The sequence below is a fragment of the Paenibacillus solani genome (genome assembly GCF_001277345.1).
GTDB lineage: Bacteria > Bacillota > Bacilli > Paenibacillales > Paenibacillaceae > Paenibacillus_AQ > Paenibacillus_AQ solani.
Genome location: NZ_LIUT01000005.1, coordinates 160,922 through 178,066 on the forward strand (window position 1 = coordinate 160,922; position 17,145 = coordinate 178,066).

At 51.4% G+C, this 17,145-nt stretch carries 5 protein-coding genes; all 5 read left to right on the plus strand.

Translation table 11 applies throughout. The features are described from left to right. Positions 1-5 precede the first annotated feature (5 nt). Positions 6-7,808, plus strand: coding sequence for a type I polyketide synthase (locus AM231_RS21035; RefSeq protein WP_054404374.1), 7,803 nt, complete (start codon positions 6-8; stop codon positions 7,806-7,808). Beyond that, a complete protein-coding gene (locus AM231_RS21040) occupies positions 7,805-14,302 on the plus strand; it encodes a type I polyketide synthase (RefSeq protein WP_054404375.1) in 6,498 nt (2,165 codons plus the stop codon). The genes AM231_RS21035 and AM231_RS21040 overlap by 4 nt, the downstream gene beginning before the upstream one ends. Before the next feature lie 173 nt (positions 14,303-14,475). Continuing rightward, entirely contained in the window at positions 14,476-15,645 is a 1,170-nt protein-coding gene (locus AM231_RS21045) for a bis-aminopropyl spermidine synthase family protein (protein WP_054404376.1), read from the plus strand. Then, positions 15,608-16,129 (plus strand): GNAT family N-acetyltransferase, encoded by a 522-nt coding sequence (locus AM231_RS21050; protein ID WP_242615258.1) that lies wholly within the window; start codon positions 15,608-15,610, stop codon positions 16,127-16,129. The genes AM231_RS21045 and AM231_RS21050 overlap by 38 nt, the downstream gene beginning before the upstream one ends. Next, positions 16,113-17,144, plus strand: coding sequence for an HAD-IIIC family phosphatase (locus tag AM231_RS21055; protein ID WP_054404378.1), 1,032 nt, complete (start codon positions 16,113-16,115; stop codon positions 17,142-17,144). The genes AM231_RS21050 and AM231_RS21055 overlap by 17 nt, the downstream gene beginning before the upstream one ends. The last annotated feature ends 1 nt before the right edge of the window (position 17,145 follow it).

Consider the following 17,145-nt stretch of genomic DNA (forward strand, 5'->3'; position numbering starts at 1 on the left):
GCAACATGAGTGCCGAGAACGAGAAGTACGGAGAAACCGGTTTGGAAATTGCCGTGATCGGAATGGCAGGTAGATTTCCTGGTGCGAAGAATCTCGCAGAATTTTGGGAAAACTTGCGTGCCGGCAAGGAGTCGGTCACTTTTTTTACGGATGAAGAACTGGAGAAGGCAGGAATTGCCCCTGAGATACTCAAGCATACCCAGTATGTAAAAGCAAAGTCCCAGATAGAGGACGTGGAGTCGTTCGATGCGCCGTTTTTTGAATACACACCGCGAGAGGCCGAACTCATCGATCCACAGTTTCGTTTGTTCCACGAATGCGCTTGGGAAGCGCTTGAAAATGCGGGACACCTTCCAGAAACCGAGGATCAACTAATCGGAGTGTACGCAGGGGCTTCTCCTAACACCTATTGGGTTGCAAGCCAAGTTATGAATGCGGCACATGCCAGTGATCATTTTCAAATTCTGCAATTAAATAATCCTTCGTTTACGACGCGAATTTCATACAAGCTGAATCTGAAGGGCCCAAGCGTAAGCGTGCAAACGGCTTGCTCCACCTCTCTTGTATCTATTCATCTGGCTTGTCAGGGATTGCTGGCCGGCGAATGCGATCTTGCCTTAGCAGGAGGGGTTTCGGTCAATTTGCCGCGCACAACCGGCTATCTCTACCAGGAAGGAATGATCCAATCTCCCGACGGTCACTGCCGGCCTTTTGACGAAGGCGCAAACGGAACTTTGTTTGGCGACGGAATCGGAATCGTTGTGCTCAAGCGGCTCGCAGACGCCGCCCGGGACGGCGACGTTATTCATGCGGTTATCAAAGGCTCGGCGGTTAACAATGACGGCAGCCGGAAAGTAGGGTACACGGCGCCAAGCACGAACGGCCAGGTGGAAGTTATCCGCGCAGCCCACCAGATGGCAGAAGTTGATCCGGAAAGTATCGGTTATATTGAGGCCCACGGAACAGGGACTACACTGGGGGACCCGATCGAAGTGGAAGCTCTGCAGGCTGCTTTCGCCACGGATAAAAAGGGCTTTTGCAAAATCGGTTCGCTCAAATCCAATATCGGTCATCTGGACGCTGCGGCAGGAGTCGCGGGTTTCATCAAGGCCGTATTGTCGCTTAAGCATCAGCAAATCCCGCCAAGCCTTCATTTTCACCAACCGAATCCCAAAATCGATTTTGAAAACTCTCCCTTCATAGTCAATTCGAAGCTTAGCGATTGGAGAAAAACAGAAGGACCTCTGAGAGCAGGAGTCAGCTCCTTCGGTATCGGGGGTACGAATGCCCACGTCATTCTGGAGGAGGCCCCGATTGGCGCGGCAAGTTCGGCGGGACGCGATCTGAAACTGCTCGTACTCTCTGCCCGGACGGAGGATGGGTTAGAACGGGCGACTCGCAATCTCGGCGAGTTTCTGCGGACTTGTCCTGAAACCAACTTGGCTGATGCGGCTTATACGCTGCAGACAGGCCGCAAACGGTTCCGCTACCGCCGAACACTGGTCTGCGCTGATGTCCGTGAAGCTTTGGAGCGTCTGGATGCTATCGATGAAGGCAAATTGCAAACGGGCGAGTCGGAGAGGGATCAGACCCGGGTTGTTTTCCTCTTCCCGGGGCAGGGCTCGCAGTATGTGAACATGGGAGCTGATTTATACCGCAAGGAGCCTTTGTTTCGGGCGGAAATGGACCGCTGCTGCGAGATCATTACAGCAGAAGGCGGAAGCGATCCAAGGAATGTGCTGTACGGGGCTTCGGACAGTGCGGCAGCTGCTGATAGGATCAATCAGACGGAAGTGGCGCAGCCAGCATTGTTCGCGTTCGAATATTCACTCGCCCAGCTCCTGATGTCATGGGGTGTCAAGCCGAATGCCATGATCGGACACAGTATTGGTGAGTATACAGCTGCATGCTTGTCGGGTGTTCTGTCACTTAAGGATGCACTGAAGCTCGTTACACTGCGCGGCAAGCTTATGCAGAGTCTGCCCGCAGGAGAGATGCTGAGCGTCTCCCTTGCTGAGGCGAATTTATTAGAGCTTCTTCCGGAAGAGCTGGCGCTTGCAGCCGTTAATGGACCTGAACTCTGTGTTGTTTCCGGCCCGCATGCAGCCATCGCTTCCTTTGAGTCCAAACTTACCGAGCTGCAGGTGGTTCACCGAAAGCTTCATACCTCACATGCGTTTCATTCGGCTATGATGACGCCGATACTTGAGGAGTTTGCGGACAAAGTCAAGCAGGTCGTCCTATCGGCCCCGTTGATTCCGTATGTGTCCAATGTGACGGGAACATGGATAACGCCGGAGGATGTCGCTGATCCCGCATATTGGACCAGACATTTGCGGGAAACAGTGCAGTTTGCAAGCGGGGCAGCCGAACTGCTTAAGGGGAAGCAGGCCATATTTATAGAAATCGGGCCTGGCAATGTTCTCAGCAGCTTCATCCGTAAACAACAGGGGAAGGATGCGGAGCAGAAGCATGAAGTTCTCCATCTCGTCCGTCACTCGCAAGAACAGGCCGAGGATGATGCTTTCTTACTGGAGAAAATAGGCAAACTGTGGATTGCGGGCGCGCAGATCGATTGGAAGGGATACTACGGCTCGGAACGCCGCCAGCGGGTTGCTCTGCCGACCTATCCATTCGAACGTCAGCGGTATTCCGTAGAGCGCACACAACTGTCATTGAGAGACATGCATGAGAAAACAGCTCCGCGGAGAATAGGTCCTTCGGAAACGGAGACCGGTAGCGATGCTGTTAAACCATCCCAAGCAACCGCCCGTGTGCTGTCTGCATCCTCTATTGAGCAGACGGTTGCTGACCTTGTACAGAGCCATTTCGGATTCGCTCATCTGGGGATGAATGATAACTTTTTTGAGCTCGGGGCAAGCTCGCTCGATATTTCCCAGCTGGCCGATAAGCTTGCCGAAGTGCTGGGGAGGGAAGTGCCAGTGGTTACCTTGTATTCCTACCCCTCTGTTCGCAGCCTGGCGGTATTCTTGGGTGAAAACGGGCAGGGAAGGTCAGCGTCTGCTGAGGCAGCAGCAGAAGAGGAAGCGGAGCGCCAGAATGTCATCTGCGAGGGAATGGCGCGTTCCGAACGGATGAGGGCGATATCGGTTCAAGAAAGGGATCTGCCGGGAAGACAGGGCCACACAGAACGTGAAGTCGCGGGGGAGAATGGACTTGAGATAGCGGTTATAGGAATGTCTGCCAGATTCCCAGGTGCGGACAGCATCGACCAGTTCTGGAGCAATTTGCGTGACGGCGTCGAATCGATAGCGTTCTATACGGACGAAGAGCTGGTTCAGGCAGGCGTTGACCCGCAGCTTATATCTCAACCTTCCTATGTAAAAGCCAAAGGCGCTTTGAACGGAATCGATCAGTTCGATGCTGCGTTCTTTGGTTATTCTCCGCGGGAAGCACAGCTGATGGACCCGCAGCTTAGGCTATTTCACGAGTGCGCATGGGAGGCGCTCGAAGCGGCCGCATACAATCCCGATACCTACCCGGGACTTATCGGCGTTTATGCTGGTGCGACTCCAAATCTGGAGTGGGTTTCCCGCTTTGCCGCGGCCTTGGGCGGAACGGAACGATTCAGTGCCATGCTTCTTAACGACAGGGAATTTTTCAGTACGCAGCTCTCATATAAACTCAATCTCCGGGGACCCAGCATCTCGATGCAGACCGCTTGCTCCACATCCCTGGTTAATATCGTTCTGGCTTCGCAAGGATTATTAGGAGGGGCGTGTGACATCGCATTGGCCGGTGGCTCTACAGTCAGCGTACCCGACAAATCCGGATATTTGTATGAAGATGGAATGATTCTGTCGCCCGACGGACATTGCCGTGCTTTCGACGAGCAGGCCGCAGGAACGGTGTTCGGAGATGGAGTCGGTGTCGTCGTTCTGAAACGGCTGAGTGACGCCATTGCGGATGGAGATGTTATCCACGCCGTTATCAAAGGCTTTGGCTTGAACAATGACGGCACCCGCAAGGTAGGCTTTACCGCTCCGAGCACAAAGGGACAAGCCGAGGTCATCCGTGCCGCTCATCGAATGTCGGGTGTGGACCCGGAAAGCATCACATATGTAGAGGCGCACGGAACAGGCACAAGCATGGGGGACCCGATAGAGATTGAGGCATTGAAGGAAGCCTTCGGTACTGATAAAAAAGGATTTTGCCGTATCGGTTCAGTCAAGACGAACGTCGGTCACCTCAACAGCGCAGCCGGAGCGGCCGGGTTCATCAAAACGGTACTGGCGCTCAAAGCGAAACAAATTCCGCCGAGCCTGCATTATGAACGGGGCAACCCTAATATTGATTTTGCTAACAGCCCTTTCGTCGTCAATACCGAATTGGTGCCTTGGGAAAGCAGCCAGCATCCCCTGCGTTCCGGAGTCAGCTCATTTGGCATCGGTGGCACAAATGCGCACATTATTCTGGAAGAAGCTCCCCCAAGAGAGCCATCCGACGAAGGACGTGCAGAGAAGCTGCTGCTCTTGTCGGCAAGAACGCCCACAGCATTGACGGAGGCGAAAGCACGTCTGGCCACATTTTTGACAGAACATCCGCAAGTGAATCTGGCGGATATGGCGTATACGCTGCAAGCAGGCAGAAAGGCTTTTGAATGGAGAGCCGCATTCGTGTGCAAGGATGTAGAAGAAGCGACCGCCATCTTGACATCGAACGGGTCCGATAACATTGCCGAAAGCCATACGGGGACGCAAACACGCTCTGTTGTATTCATGTTCCCAGGCCAAGGGTCGCAATACGTTGGCATGGGACGGGAGCTCTATCTCAACGAACCTGAATTCAGGAAAGAACTTGATCGCTGCTTCGAGCTCGTTCAACCGTATGTACAGGTTGATTTAAAGGCTCTCCTTTATGCCGCCGGCAAACCGGACCAAGATCTTTCCGAGAAGCTCCTGATGCGGACCGATAATGCACAGCCTGTGCTCTTTATGATCGAATATGCATTTGCCAGATTACTGATCCGCTGGGGCATCCGGCCCGAGGCGATGCTGGGTCACAGCATCGGCGAATATGTGGCAGCATGTCTGGCGGGTGTGTTTACGCTGGAAGATGCGCTGCAGCTCGTAGCGCTTCGCGGTCAGCTCATGCAGGGGCTTCCGGCAGGATCTATGCTCAGTGTGGCGATGGGAGAAGCAGAACTGCGCCCATTACTGCCTGATCATATTGCGCTCGCGGCAGTCAACAGCTCCTCCTTATGCGTCTTATCTGGCACATCAGCTGACATTGATGCATTCTCACGGCTGCTGGAAGAAAGGGGCTGTGCTTGCCGGCTTCTCCGCACATCTCATGCCTTCCATTCTCATATGATGGATCCGATACTTGCGGCATTTGCGGATAAAGTGCGCTCAATCCAGCTGCATGAGCCTGAAATGCCCTTTATTTCCAACGTGTCCGGCACTTGGATCACACCTGAAGAGGCAATGGATGCGGAGTACTGGGTCAGGCATTTGCGCTCGACCGTGCGGTTTGCAGACGGGCTTACAGAACTCTTGAATAATCCGCGCTCTGTATTCATAGAAGCCGGTCCGGGCAATGCGCTCAGCACATTCGTGCGGAAGCATGAAGCCGGTTCGCGCGACCGGATCGTTGTCAATATGCTGAGACATCCTCAAGAAGCCGTTTCTGATACCGCGCATCTCTTGAACAAAATCGGACGCCTCTGGCTGGCGGGTATCGACATCGATTGGACGGGCTATTACGCCCATGAGCGGCGCAGACGCATCGAGCTGCCAACCTATCCGATGGAGCGCCAGCGCTATTGGCTTGATGATGAGCAGCAGCCATTAACGGGAGCGAGGTCATCCTCAGCCCCAAGAGGCGGTAAAAACTCTGACATGGCAGACTGGTTCTATTATCCTTCCTGGGAACGCGCCCTGCTGGAGGAGCAACCGGAAGAAAGTCATCAGAATGGTCATAACTGGCTTGTATTCAAGGATGATTGCGGGATCGCGGACGAATTGGCTGCAAGTATTCAGAATATGGGTGAGCGTACGGTGATGGTTAAGGCGGGTAACGCATTCTGCGCGCATGAGAATGGAACGTTCACGCTGTCCCCAAGTTCTGGGGAGCATTACGTCCGGCTGCTGGAGGAACTGCAAAAGCGAGATTTTGTTCCCGACAGGGTTGCTCATCTGTGGAATGTTTCCTCCTCTGGGGATGAAGAAGAGGAAATGGAACGCTCCAATACGGAAGCAGTTGAACGCCGCCAGCAAGAAGAAGGCTACTACAGCCTGATCTATTTGGCTCAGGCACTGCGCAAGCATAAGGAAGAGGATATCCGTATAGCGGTCGTGTCTTCAGGGATGCAGGAGGTAACCGGGTTGGAGCGGCTGTCTCCGGGTAAAATGACGCTCCTCGGCCCATGCATGGTTATTCAGCAGGAATACAGTGGAATTACCTGTGTGAGCATTGATATTGATGTACAGGAAGAGACCAAGCAAAAGCGGCGAATCGCTGACAATCTTATCGGGGAGTTATCGTCTCCGCCTTCGGATCGGCTTATCGCTTATCGGGGGAATTACCGATGGGTTCAGAATATCAAGCCGATGGGACTGCATCAGGCGGAGAAACCGGCAGCGCCATTTCGGCAGCAGGGTGTATATCTGATTACGGGAGGCCTGGGAGGAATCGGGATGCTGACGGCAGAGTTTCTGGCCCGCAATTACGGCGCACGGCTCATCCTTACCGGACGTTCAAGCTTTCCCGACAAGAAGGATTATACGCGTTGCCTGGCCGAATATGGAGAGGAGCATCCGCTTTCCCGAAAAATCAGACGTGTGCTGCAATTGGAAGAACTCGGCGCGGAGGTTACCTATATGCAGGCCGACTTGTCTAATGAAGAGCAGATGAGCCATGTCTTCAAGTTTATTGATTGTGAGTACGGCCGCCTTCATGGCGTTGTACAGGCGGCGGGACTTCCTGGCGGCGAATCTTTCCGTGCGATCGAGAATATCAGCGGAGACCAGTCCGACGAGCAATTCCGAGCCAAAGTCCAGGGTTTGCAGACGCTGGGCAGGCTAATTGCCGACAGGGAGACAGAGATATGCATCCTGTTCTCCTCCATCGCCAGCATACTCGGGGGACTTGGCTTCAGCGCTTATTCAGCTGCGAATCTGTACATGGATGCCTTTGCCCGTAAACAGAACCGGGCTGGCGGGGCGAAGTGGCTGTGCGTCAATTGGGATGCGTGGGAATTCTGGGAAGAACACCGCTCGACGATCGGAGAGTCGCTTGTCGAACTGGCGATAACGCCTGCCGAAGCACCTGATCTGTTCCGGTACGTCTACAGTCCGTGCGGCAGCAACCAAATTATTGTATCGACCGGTGATCTTCAGACGCGGATCGATCAATGGATTCGGCACGCAGGCAAGAAAGAAGACAGTCACGCGGCAGGCGGCGCCTCATTCAGCAGGCCGGATCTAACCACACCTTATGCGGCGCCCCGCAATCGGGTCGAGAAGACGATCGCCGAGGTGTGGAAACAATTTTTCCGTATTGACGAGGTAGGTATCCACGATAATTTCTTCGATCTGGGAGCCAGCTCGCTGGATATGATCCAGGTGACCGCCAAATTGAATGAAGCGTTAGACGAGAGTATCGCCGTTGTTGATATGTTCACCTATCCCAGCATTCATGCCCTGGCTCAGCGTCTTACCCACAGCGAAGAAGACGAGGCGGAAGAGGCAGAGATTGAAAATCAGATGATCGACTCCGCCGCGAAGGGAAGAAAGCGGCAGCAGCAGCAAAAAGAAAAAAGACGCAAAGGAGAGGTCTTGCTATGAGCATATCGAACGGTAGGGAGTATAACGGGTCGGAAATTGCCGTAATCGGCATGTCGGGCAGGTTTCCGGGAGCCAAAAACTTGCGGGAATATTGGAATAACCTCTGCAGCGGCAAGGAGAGTATCTCTTTTTTCAGTGATGAAGAGCTGTTGGAAGAAGGCATCGATGTGAAGACGGTGACTCACCCTAATTATGTGAAGGCCAAGGGAGTACTCGATGATCTCGAGTACTTCGATCCCGAATTCTTCGATTATACGCCTCGCGAAGCGGAGCTTATGGATCCGCAGTTCCGTCTTATGCACGAATGTTCCTGGGAAGCGCTCGAACAAGCGGGTTATGATCCCAAGACATATAGAGGCTCGATCGGGTTATATATAGGCGCGGCTTTTAATTCCAACTGGTTCATGCGCGCGTTCAAGGGGCTGGGGACAGCGGAGGAATCCGCCACCCTGGAGACGGCTATGCTGAATTTACGCGATTATATGGCCACGCTCGTTTCTTATAAGCTCAATATGAAAGGACCGAGCTTTACGGTGCAGACAGCTTGTTCGACCTCGCTTGTTGCCATTCATCTTGCTTGTCAAAGTCTGCTCAGCGGGGAGTGCAGCATAGCGCTGGCTGGCGGCGTATCGATACAACTGCCCAAGAGAGCCGGTTATTTCTATCAGGAAGGGATGATTAATTCGCCCGACGGCCACTGCCGGGCATTCGACGAGAAAGGGGCGGGCACCGTCTTTGGTGAAGGCGCCGGGATTGTCGCCTTGAAACCGCTGGAGGATGCACTTGCAGATGGCGACCATATATACGCTGTCATTAAAGGCTCGGCGATCAATAATGACGGCAGCCGAAAAGTAGGCTACACCGCTCCTAGTACATCAGGTCAGGCGTCCGTAATCCGTGCCGCCCATCATGTAGCTGAAGTGGAGCCGGAAAGCATTAGCTATATTGAAGCGCACGGTACAGGTACGACACTTGGCGATCCAATCGAAATCGAAGCGTTGAAGACCGCTTTTCAAACGGACAAGAAGAGATACTGCGGCATCGGCTCGGTGAAATCCAACATCGGGCATCTGAACAACGCCGCAGGGGTAGCCGGATTCATTAAGACCGTGCTCGCCCTGACCCATAAACAGCTGCCGCCTACACTTCACTATGAACGTCCGAATCCCAAAATCGATTTTGAGAACAGTCCGTTCTTTGTTAATGACCAGTTAAAAGACTGGACCAACGACTCCTTCCCACTTCGGGCAGGTGTCAGCTCTTTTGGCATCGGTGGCACGAACGCGCATGTTGTTCTGGAGGAAGCACCGCCGGTTACCCCGGCCTCTCAGGGCAGGTCGGCGCAGCTCATTTCGCTGTCGGCCAAGACGGAAGTTTCGCTCGACAGACTGACGGAGCGGATAGCGCAGCATTTGCAAGAGCATCCGGATGTGTGCCTAGCCGATATGGCCTATACGCTCCATGAGGGGCGGGCTGCTTTCTCGCACCGCAGAACACTGGTCTGCGGCAGCACGAAGGAAGCGGCCGTCCTGCTGGCTCAGCCGGAATCGCCTGATGTTCAGAACGGATTTGCCGCTGCCGATGAGCCGCCGGTCGTGTTCATGTTTTCCGGCCAAGGTTCGCAGTACACCGGAATGGGCAGGGAGTTGTATGAACAGGAATCAGTGTTTCGCGAGGAGGCGGACCGCTGCTTCGAGCTGATGCCGGATGAGATCCGCCATGAGGCGAAGCGGGTTCTATATCCCCCCGCCGATGAGCTGGATACGTCACTTATTAACCGCACTGACATTGCCCAGCCGGTTCTATTTACGGTTGAATATGCGCTTGCCAGACTCATGATGAACTGGGGAATACAACCGCAAGCCATGATCGGCCACAGCATCGGTGAATACGTCGCCGCATGTCTGGCAGGCGTCTTCTCGCTGGAGGATGCAGTCCGGCTCGTCACCCTTCGCGGTCAATTGATGCAGAGTCAGCCAAGCGGTGTCATGCTGAGCGTCCCGCTGACCGAACAGGAGATTCTTCCGCTGTTGTCCGGCGGCGTATCGCTGGCTGCGGTGAATGCTCCTTCCATGTGCGTTGTGTCCGGTACTTCGGGAGCGGTCGAGTCATTAGCCGGTTCCTTGGCAGAGAAAGGAGTCGAATGTCGTCGTCTCCACACGTCACACGCCTTCCATTCCGCCATGATGGAACCGATTCTGGAATCTTATGAGCGCGAGGTAGGCAAGCTTGTGTTGAAAGCACCTCAGCTGCCCTTTATATCCAATGTCACAGGGACCTGGATTCAGGATGAGCAGGCAATCAGTCCTGCTTACTGGGCAAAGCATCTGCGCGGTACAGTAAGATTCTCAGACGGGCTCCGTACCCTGATGGGTGAAATGGACGCTGTGTTTGTAGAGGTTGGCGGAGGGAATGCCTTGACCGCATTTGCGAAGAGTCATCATGAATTCTCCAAAAACTCAGCCGAGGCCCCTAAAGAGCGTGTTATGGTGAACCTCCTGCGTCACCCGAAGCAGAATACCTCTGATGTCGCTTACCTGCTTCTTCAAGTGGGGCGTCTATGGAATGCAGGGATAAAAATAAATTGGACCCGCTTCTACGGGGAAGAGAAAAGAAATCGTATTCCTCTGCCAACTTATCCGTTTGACCGTCGCCGTTTCTGGCTTGATGAGGAAGGAATCCAGATCGTCCACTCGGATTCACCGCGGGAGAGGGCAGGACAACAAGCTATTACGGAGCGGGATAACCGGATGGAAACCCAGAAAGGGTTATCGTTATCTGAACCAAGCAACCCGCTGGAAGAGACGCTGGCCGGTATATGGCGTAATCTGTTTGGCTTAGAGCGCATCGGAATTCATGAGGATTTCTTCGAAATAGGCGGTCATTCTTTGAAAGCGACCAGTCTGATTACGAAGATTCACAAGGAACTTGATGTGGAGCTGGCTCTGTCGGATATCTTCAACATGCCGACGATCAGTGCGCTTGCGCGTTACATCGGACAGAAAGCTAAAAATAAATATTTTGCTATTGAACCGGCAGAGCCCAAACCTTACTACCGCTTGTCCTCAGCACAGAAACGCACGTTCCTCATTCACCAGCAAATCGGTGCAGTAACGACTTACAACATGCCGATGGCTTTGTGGGTGCACGGAAAAGCGGAAGCGGATCAGTTTGAGCAGGCTTTCATTAAATTGATTCATCGTCATGAAAACATGCGCACCTCGTTTCATATGATAGACGGAGAACCGGTTCAGCGAATACATGAGAGTTTCACGTTTACCGTTGAACGCATGGAAGCGGACGAGGAAGATTTGAGGAAAATCATGCGGAAGTTTATCAGGCCGTTTGATCTCGGCAAAGCCCCTCTTATTCGCGCCGCATTCGTTCGAATCGAGCCGGAGAAACATGTGCTGTTTATGGATATGCATAATATTGTTTCAGACGGTGCTTCAATGAATGTGTTTATTAAGGAATTCAGCGATCTGTATGCCGGAATAGATCTCCCGCCACTTCGCATTCAGTATAAGGATTTCGCGGAATGGCAGCATCGCCTGTTGAGCGGGGATGTTATTCGGAAGCAAGAGGATTATTGGATGAACCAGTTCCGGCAGAATATCCCAGTGCTGAACATGCCGTATGACTTTGAGAGACCTGAATTTCAATCTTTTGTCGGCAGAGCGCACAAGATCAGTCTGTCCAAGGAAACCGCAGACCGGCTGAATGCTTTGGCTAAATCGCAAAATGTGACGATTAATGTGCTCTTGTTTCATTTATACACGATTGTATTGCATGAATACACCGGCCAGGATGACATTACGGTCGGCTCACTGGTGGCAGGCAGGCGGCATGCCGATGTAGAGCCTTTAATAGGCATGTTCACGAACTTCCTGCCGATTCGGGTCCGTTTCCAAGACCGGCTCAGTCTTCTCGATCAACTGCTTATTTTAAATGACACGTTGATGAACGCCTATGAGAATCAAGACTTCCCGTTCGACCGAATGGTCGAGAAGCTCTCGGCAAAATTACCGCGCGGACGCAATCCTCTTTTTGATACCATGATGATTTTTCACAATGAATTTGATGGAGACACCGTGCTTACTGCCGAAGGACTCACTTTCGAAAACTTTGAGATTACAAAAGGAATTTCCAAGCTCGATTTCAAACTCGATATCGGTTATGCGGATCATGGCGAATTACTCTGTGTCATGCAGTATAATACCGCTTTGTTCGCGGAATCTACCATGGCGGGATTCATGGGACATTTTACGGATCTGATTGAACTGGTTTTGGACAACCCGGCTATCGAATTGAGAGATGTCCAGCTGTTTACCGAAGAGCAGGAGGCCGAAGCGGCGGCAAAAAGAAGCAGCTCGATGCCAGAGCGTATCTTTAATGTAACGGCGATCTCTACCTTTACTGCGGACCCGATCCTTCCATATGTCAGATGGTGGGGAGAGCAATTCGGAACATGTGTTAACATCCGTTTTGCACCATATCAACAAGTGTTCCAAGAACTATTGAATCCGGATAGCAACTTCTCATCCGAAGAGGCTGCTGGATTGCTGCTCGTCCGCTTTGAAGATTGGTTGCGGGATGACCACTCTTCGGAAGCCCAGCAGATTAAGAAGCTCGAAGGGGCACTGGCCGATCTGCTTCAGACATTATCTGCAGGCCGGAGAACGGGCCCGTTATTCGCCGGAGTGTTTCCCGTATCCGCTACATTAGATGTTTCCCCAGTCATGGAGAGCTACCTGGAAGAGCTCGGGAATCGTTGGAAGCGCGAATTGGAACGGCTGGATTACGTTCATATTATCGATTTCAGAGAGCTTGATGCCTTGTTCGGTATTGAACACATACATGATTCCACTGCCGATCATGCAGCACATATGCCGTTCACGCCGGAATTTTATGCGGCAATCGGCACCCATACGGCACGACGGTTGCTTGCTTGGCAAGGACATCCCTTCAAAGTTATTGCGGTGGATTGCGATAACACGCTCTGGAATGGGGTGTGCGGGGAGGATGGAGCTGCAGGGGTGACGGTTTCGGCTCCTTATATGGAGTTCCAGCGGTATCTGCTTAGCAAGCAGCAAGAAGGCATGCTACTGGTGCTGGTCAGCAAGAATAATGAGGCAGATGTATGGAATGTAATGGACAATAATCCGGACATGCTGCTTAAAAAAGATCATTTTGTGGGAACACGAATCAACTGGAACTCAAAATCCGAAAACTTGCTCTCATTAGCAGAAGAACTTGGGTTAGGGCTGGACAGTTTTATCTTCATTGATGACAGTTCGCTGGAATGTTCCGAAGTTCAGTTACAGTGTCCGGAAGTCCTGACGCTGCAGCTTCCTGAAGAGCGGCTAATCCCGGCATTTCTGGAGCATATCTGGGCAGCAGACCGCCTGCGCGTCACAGAAGAGGATAGACGAAGAACCGAAATGTATGTATCAGAGAGCAAGCGCAGACACATTCGTTCTTCGGTTTCCTCTCTGCAGAATTTTCTAGACGAATTGGAGCTTAGGATGGGCATCTATGAAGCGACTGTCGAACAGCTGCCCCGCATAGCCCAGCTAACGCAGCGCACCAATCAATTCACGCTGAACGCAGATACGATGTCAGAGAGTGAACTGCTAGCCACGCGGACTAAGCCGGATACGAGATGTTGGGCGATTGAAGCCTCAGACCGATTCGGACATTATGGATTGACAGGAGCGGTGATCACGCGATGGGAGAAGGAGATTGTTCATTTGGACGTCTTCCTGCTCAGCTGCCGCATTCTCGGGAGAGGGATCGAGTCGGCCGTAATCAGTTCTTTAAAGCCTTACTGCCTTGAAATGAAGGCCGAATATATGGAGGCTGTGTGCACAATTACCGGGAAAAATGAGCCGCTGCTCGCATTTTTAAGAACGGGCCCATGGAGCATTACGGAAGAGTCCGATCGCAGTGTGCGTTTCCGGATTGCAGTAAAGGATATCCCTGATTCCATCAAGCATATCGAAGTCCTTAATGAGCGTCTGCCCGGCGCAGGACGGACTCAGTCTCAGCTTACTGGTATTGAAAACCAGGGAGAAGCGAGCATCTCCGTAGGAACAATGCGAAGTGTAGAAAGAACAGACTGGGAAGAAGTTCTCAGCGGCCGTGAAAATCAGCAGCATCGCAGTCATTTGCTTCCGCTGCAGTATTCTGATGCTTCAAGGCTGCTCCAGATCCCAGTGAAGGAGATTGAAGAGAGCACAGCCTTGAGAGCTCCGTACCGGGCTCCATCCAATCCGACAGAGGAGGCCCTAGTACAAATTTGGGAACGGGTGCTCGGGATCAGCGGCATCGGAATTGACGACGATTTTTTCCGGCTGGGCGGAACGTCCCTTCATGCTGTTCGGGTGGAGATTGAGATGGAGAAACAAGGTTTATTGGCAGAAGGACAGCAATTATTCAAATATCGGACGATTCATCAATTAAGTCCCTTCCTTCGAATCTCCGTCATGGAGTGATACGAGGTAACTTTACCAGCAAGGCATCATGTGACAAGGCTTTTGCCTGTCAACGGATGCCTTGCTTTTCTATGGTAAATATAGGATAATAATTGGACTTATTGTAAATACATTAATATACAATTGTGAATGACTCTGGATAATATAATTTTAAAAGGAGATGGTGGTAATATATGAATGAGGGATTGATAGATTATGTTTATTCTCAAGTGTCAATTAAGGAAGGAAAGAAAGTAATTGAGAATATTCTCCTGGATATTTATTTCAAACCGGGCATTTCCACCAAAGAGATGGCCAGAAAAACACTGCTGCCCCTACCGCTTGTGTCCGCAATTAAGAAAGAGCTAATCAAGGTTGGCCTCGTTGAACAAAAGCGTGGGGTGAACTGTACTGCAAGAGGCAATCGTTTTGTCGAGCAAACGATGGGGTTCGGTCATTTGGATCATGACCTGTATCAGCGTTTGAAGTACGAGCAGTGGCAGCCTGACGAGCTAAAGGACATGATGAACAAGCTGGAGAGCGTATTTGCTGGACGGCCCCAGGTCGATGTTACGATTGACCAGTCAAGCTGCACTCTGGCTACGAGCATGAACAGGGCTGTTCTGGCGCTTCGTCACGAAGCTCTAATCGGCAGGGACATCGTTTGTCTGGGGGACGATGATCTCGTCAGCGTGTCGCTGGCATTTCTGCTGAAGCAGCTTTACCATAATGATGCCACCAAGTCGAACACTCGTATTTATGTATTCGAAATTGACAAACGGATTACCAGTTATGTGAACTATTTGGCGGAAACCGAAGATTTGCCGATCGTCTGCTACGAGATGGATTTTCGTGAACAGCTTCCGCCTGAATTCCTGCACAGTTTTGATTGCGTATTTACTGATCCTCCTTATACACAGCAGGGGATGTCGCTATTCGTCTCCCGTGGAATTCAATTGCTGAAGCGGGATATAGGACTGCCGATCTTCTTGTCGTTCGCTCACAAGTCACCTGATTTTACCTTGGCGATGCAACGCGAATTTGCCAATATGGGTTTGTTAGTGACAAGTGTCTTGCCTCGCTTCAATGAATATATTGGTGCGGAAATTATTGGTAACACAAGCCAGATGATTGTGTTACAATCTACTGAAGAGACTCATGAAAGCATTGAGAGAGAGTACAGGCAAGCGCTGTATACCGGAGAAGTCAAACGTACGATTCGCTTATACGAGTGCAAACACTGTAATCGTGTGACTGAAGTAGGCTTCCAAATGCAGTGGCAAACGATCGAGCATCTGAAGAAAGAGGGCTGCCCGAACTGCCGACATGAGACTTTCGAGCTCATCCAAAAAAAGAACGCTTAAGAACGCAGATTGGAGTTACAGCAAGATGCCGATTAGAGAAATCGAGCCCCAGGATATTGCCGTTATTACAAGGTTTGAGACAGAAATCTCCATGATTTCTTTCGGAGATGAAGCGATAACCGACCCTGTATTTCATACGAAAAAGCTAGAAAAGGCTCTTCGTTATGAGAGGGAAGGAATGCTAGTTCTCGATATGGACGGGGAAGTCTCTGGCTGGATGTGGATAACCCCGCGTAAAAACTCGGTTACTAAAGAGACATATGCGAATTTCAAGAGCTTCTATATTGCTGAATCCTGTCGGGGCACCGCTTATGTCGATGAGCTCTTCGAGGCGGGAATGAACTACTGCAGAAGCGAGGAAGTTACGCAGATCGTCGGTAAAGTGCATGTGAGCAACTTGCCGATGCGGCTTCTCTATAAGAAATACGGCTTCAAGCCGACACATTTGACGATGGAGCTATCTTTTAATGGATCCGATGATTAAATGTCTGGTATGGGATTTAGACGATACGTTGTGGCAGGGGACGCTTATAGAAGACGAAGCGGGTATTAAACTGCTGCCCGGGATCATCAACGTCCTCGATATATTGGACAGGCGCGGAATTGTTCAGAGTATAGCCAGCCGCAACAACTGGGAACAGGTCAGAAGCAAGCTGGAGGAGCTGGGCGTCGGTCAATATTTCCTGTACCCACAGTGCCATTTCGATTCAAAAGTGAGTAGTATGGAACGGATAGCGAAGGAACTTAACATCGGATTGGATACGCTGGCTTTGATTGACAACGATCCGTTCGAACGGTTTGAAATAAATTATTATGTCCCTCAGATACGTACTTATGATGCTCGTCAATACCGGGATTTGCCTGAGTTTCCCGAATTTCAGGTCGATCATGTGACCGAGGAATCGGAGAATCGGCGTCAATATATGCAGGCTCGATCCAGGAGAGAAGAAGCCAGAAAAGAGCACAAGGGAAGTCGTGAGCAATTTCTAAAAGAATGCGGTATGAAGCTGCAGATCCGATTGGCGCAGGAGAGAGATTACCCTCGAATTGTTGAATTGTCCCATCGTACGAATCAGATGAACAGCTTGCTGGAGAGAATTGACATGGCGTTCGTCGATTCTTATTGTAAGCGCGGCCGCTATTTATATGTGGCCAAGCTTGAGGATCGGTTCGGCTCGCATGGACTTATCGGGACCTGTTTTGTGAATACCGACGACGGTGAGATCAATCTGGATCTTTTTTGCATCTCCTGTCGAATCGAAGGCCGTGGCATCGCTTCGGCATTTTTGTATACAGTTCTTGAACGGTTGGAACAACAGCTGCCGATGTCGGAAACTGTTCGGTGCAGGTTAGTGCGCAAACAACGAAATTTACCAGCCAGACTGTTATTGGAGATGCTGGGCTTCAAGAAATTTGCAGCGGATGATATTATTTTCACCTACATACTTCAACTGCCGCTTCCGCACAAAATATTTAATTGGCTTGAGATTGGAGATTGAA

Bases quoted from the DNA above. Each gene is read 5' to 3' on its own strand.
- AM231_RS21035 (WP_054404374.1), top strand. From the start codon at position 6: ATGAGTGCCGAGAACGAGAAGTACGGAGAAACCGGTTTGGAAATTGCC.
- AM231_RS21040 (WP_054404375.1), top strand. From the start codon at position 7,805: ATGAGCATATCGAACGGTAGGGAGTATAACGGGTCGGAAATTGCCGTA.
- AM231_RS21045 (WP_054404376.1), top strand. From the start codon at position 14,476: ATGAATGAGGGATTGATAGATTATGTTTATTCTCAAGTGTCAATTAAG.
- AM231_RS21050 (WP_242615258.1), top strand. From the start codon at position 15,608: ATGAGACTTTCGAGCTCATCCAAAAAAAGAACGCTTAAGAACGCAGAT.
- AM231_RS21055 (WP_054404378.1), top strand. From the start codon at position 16,113: ATGGATCCGATGATTAAATGTCTGGTATGGGATTTAGACGATACGTTG.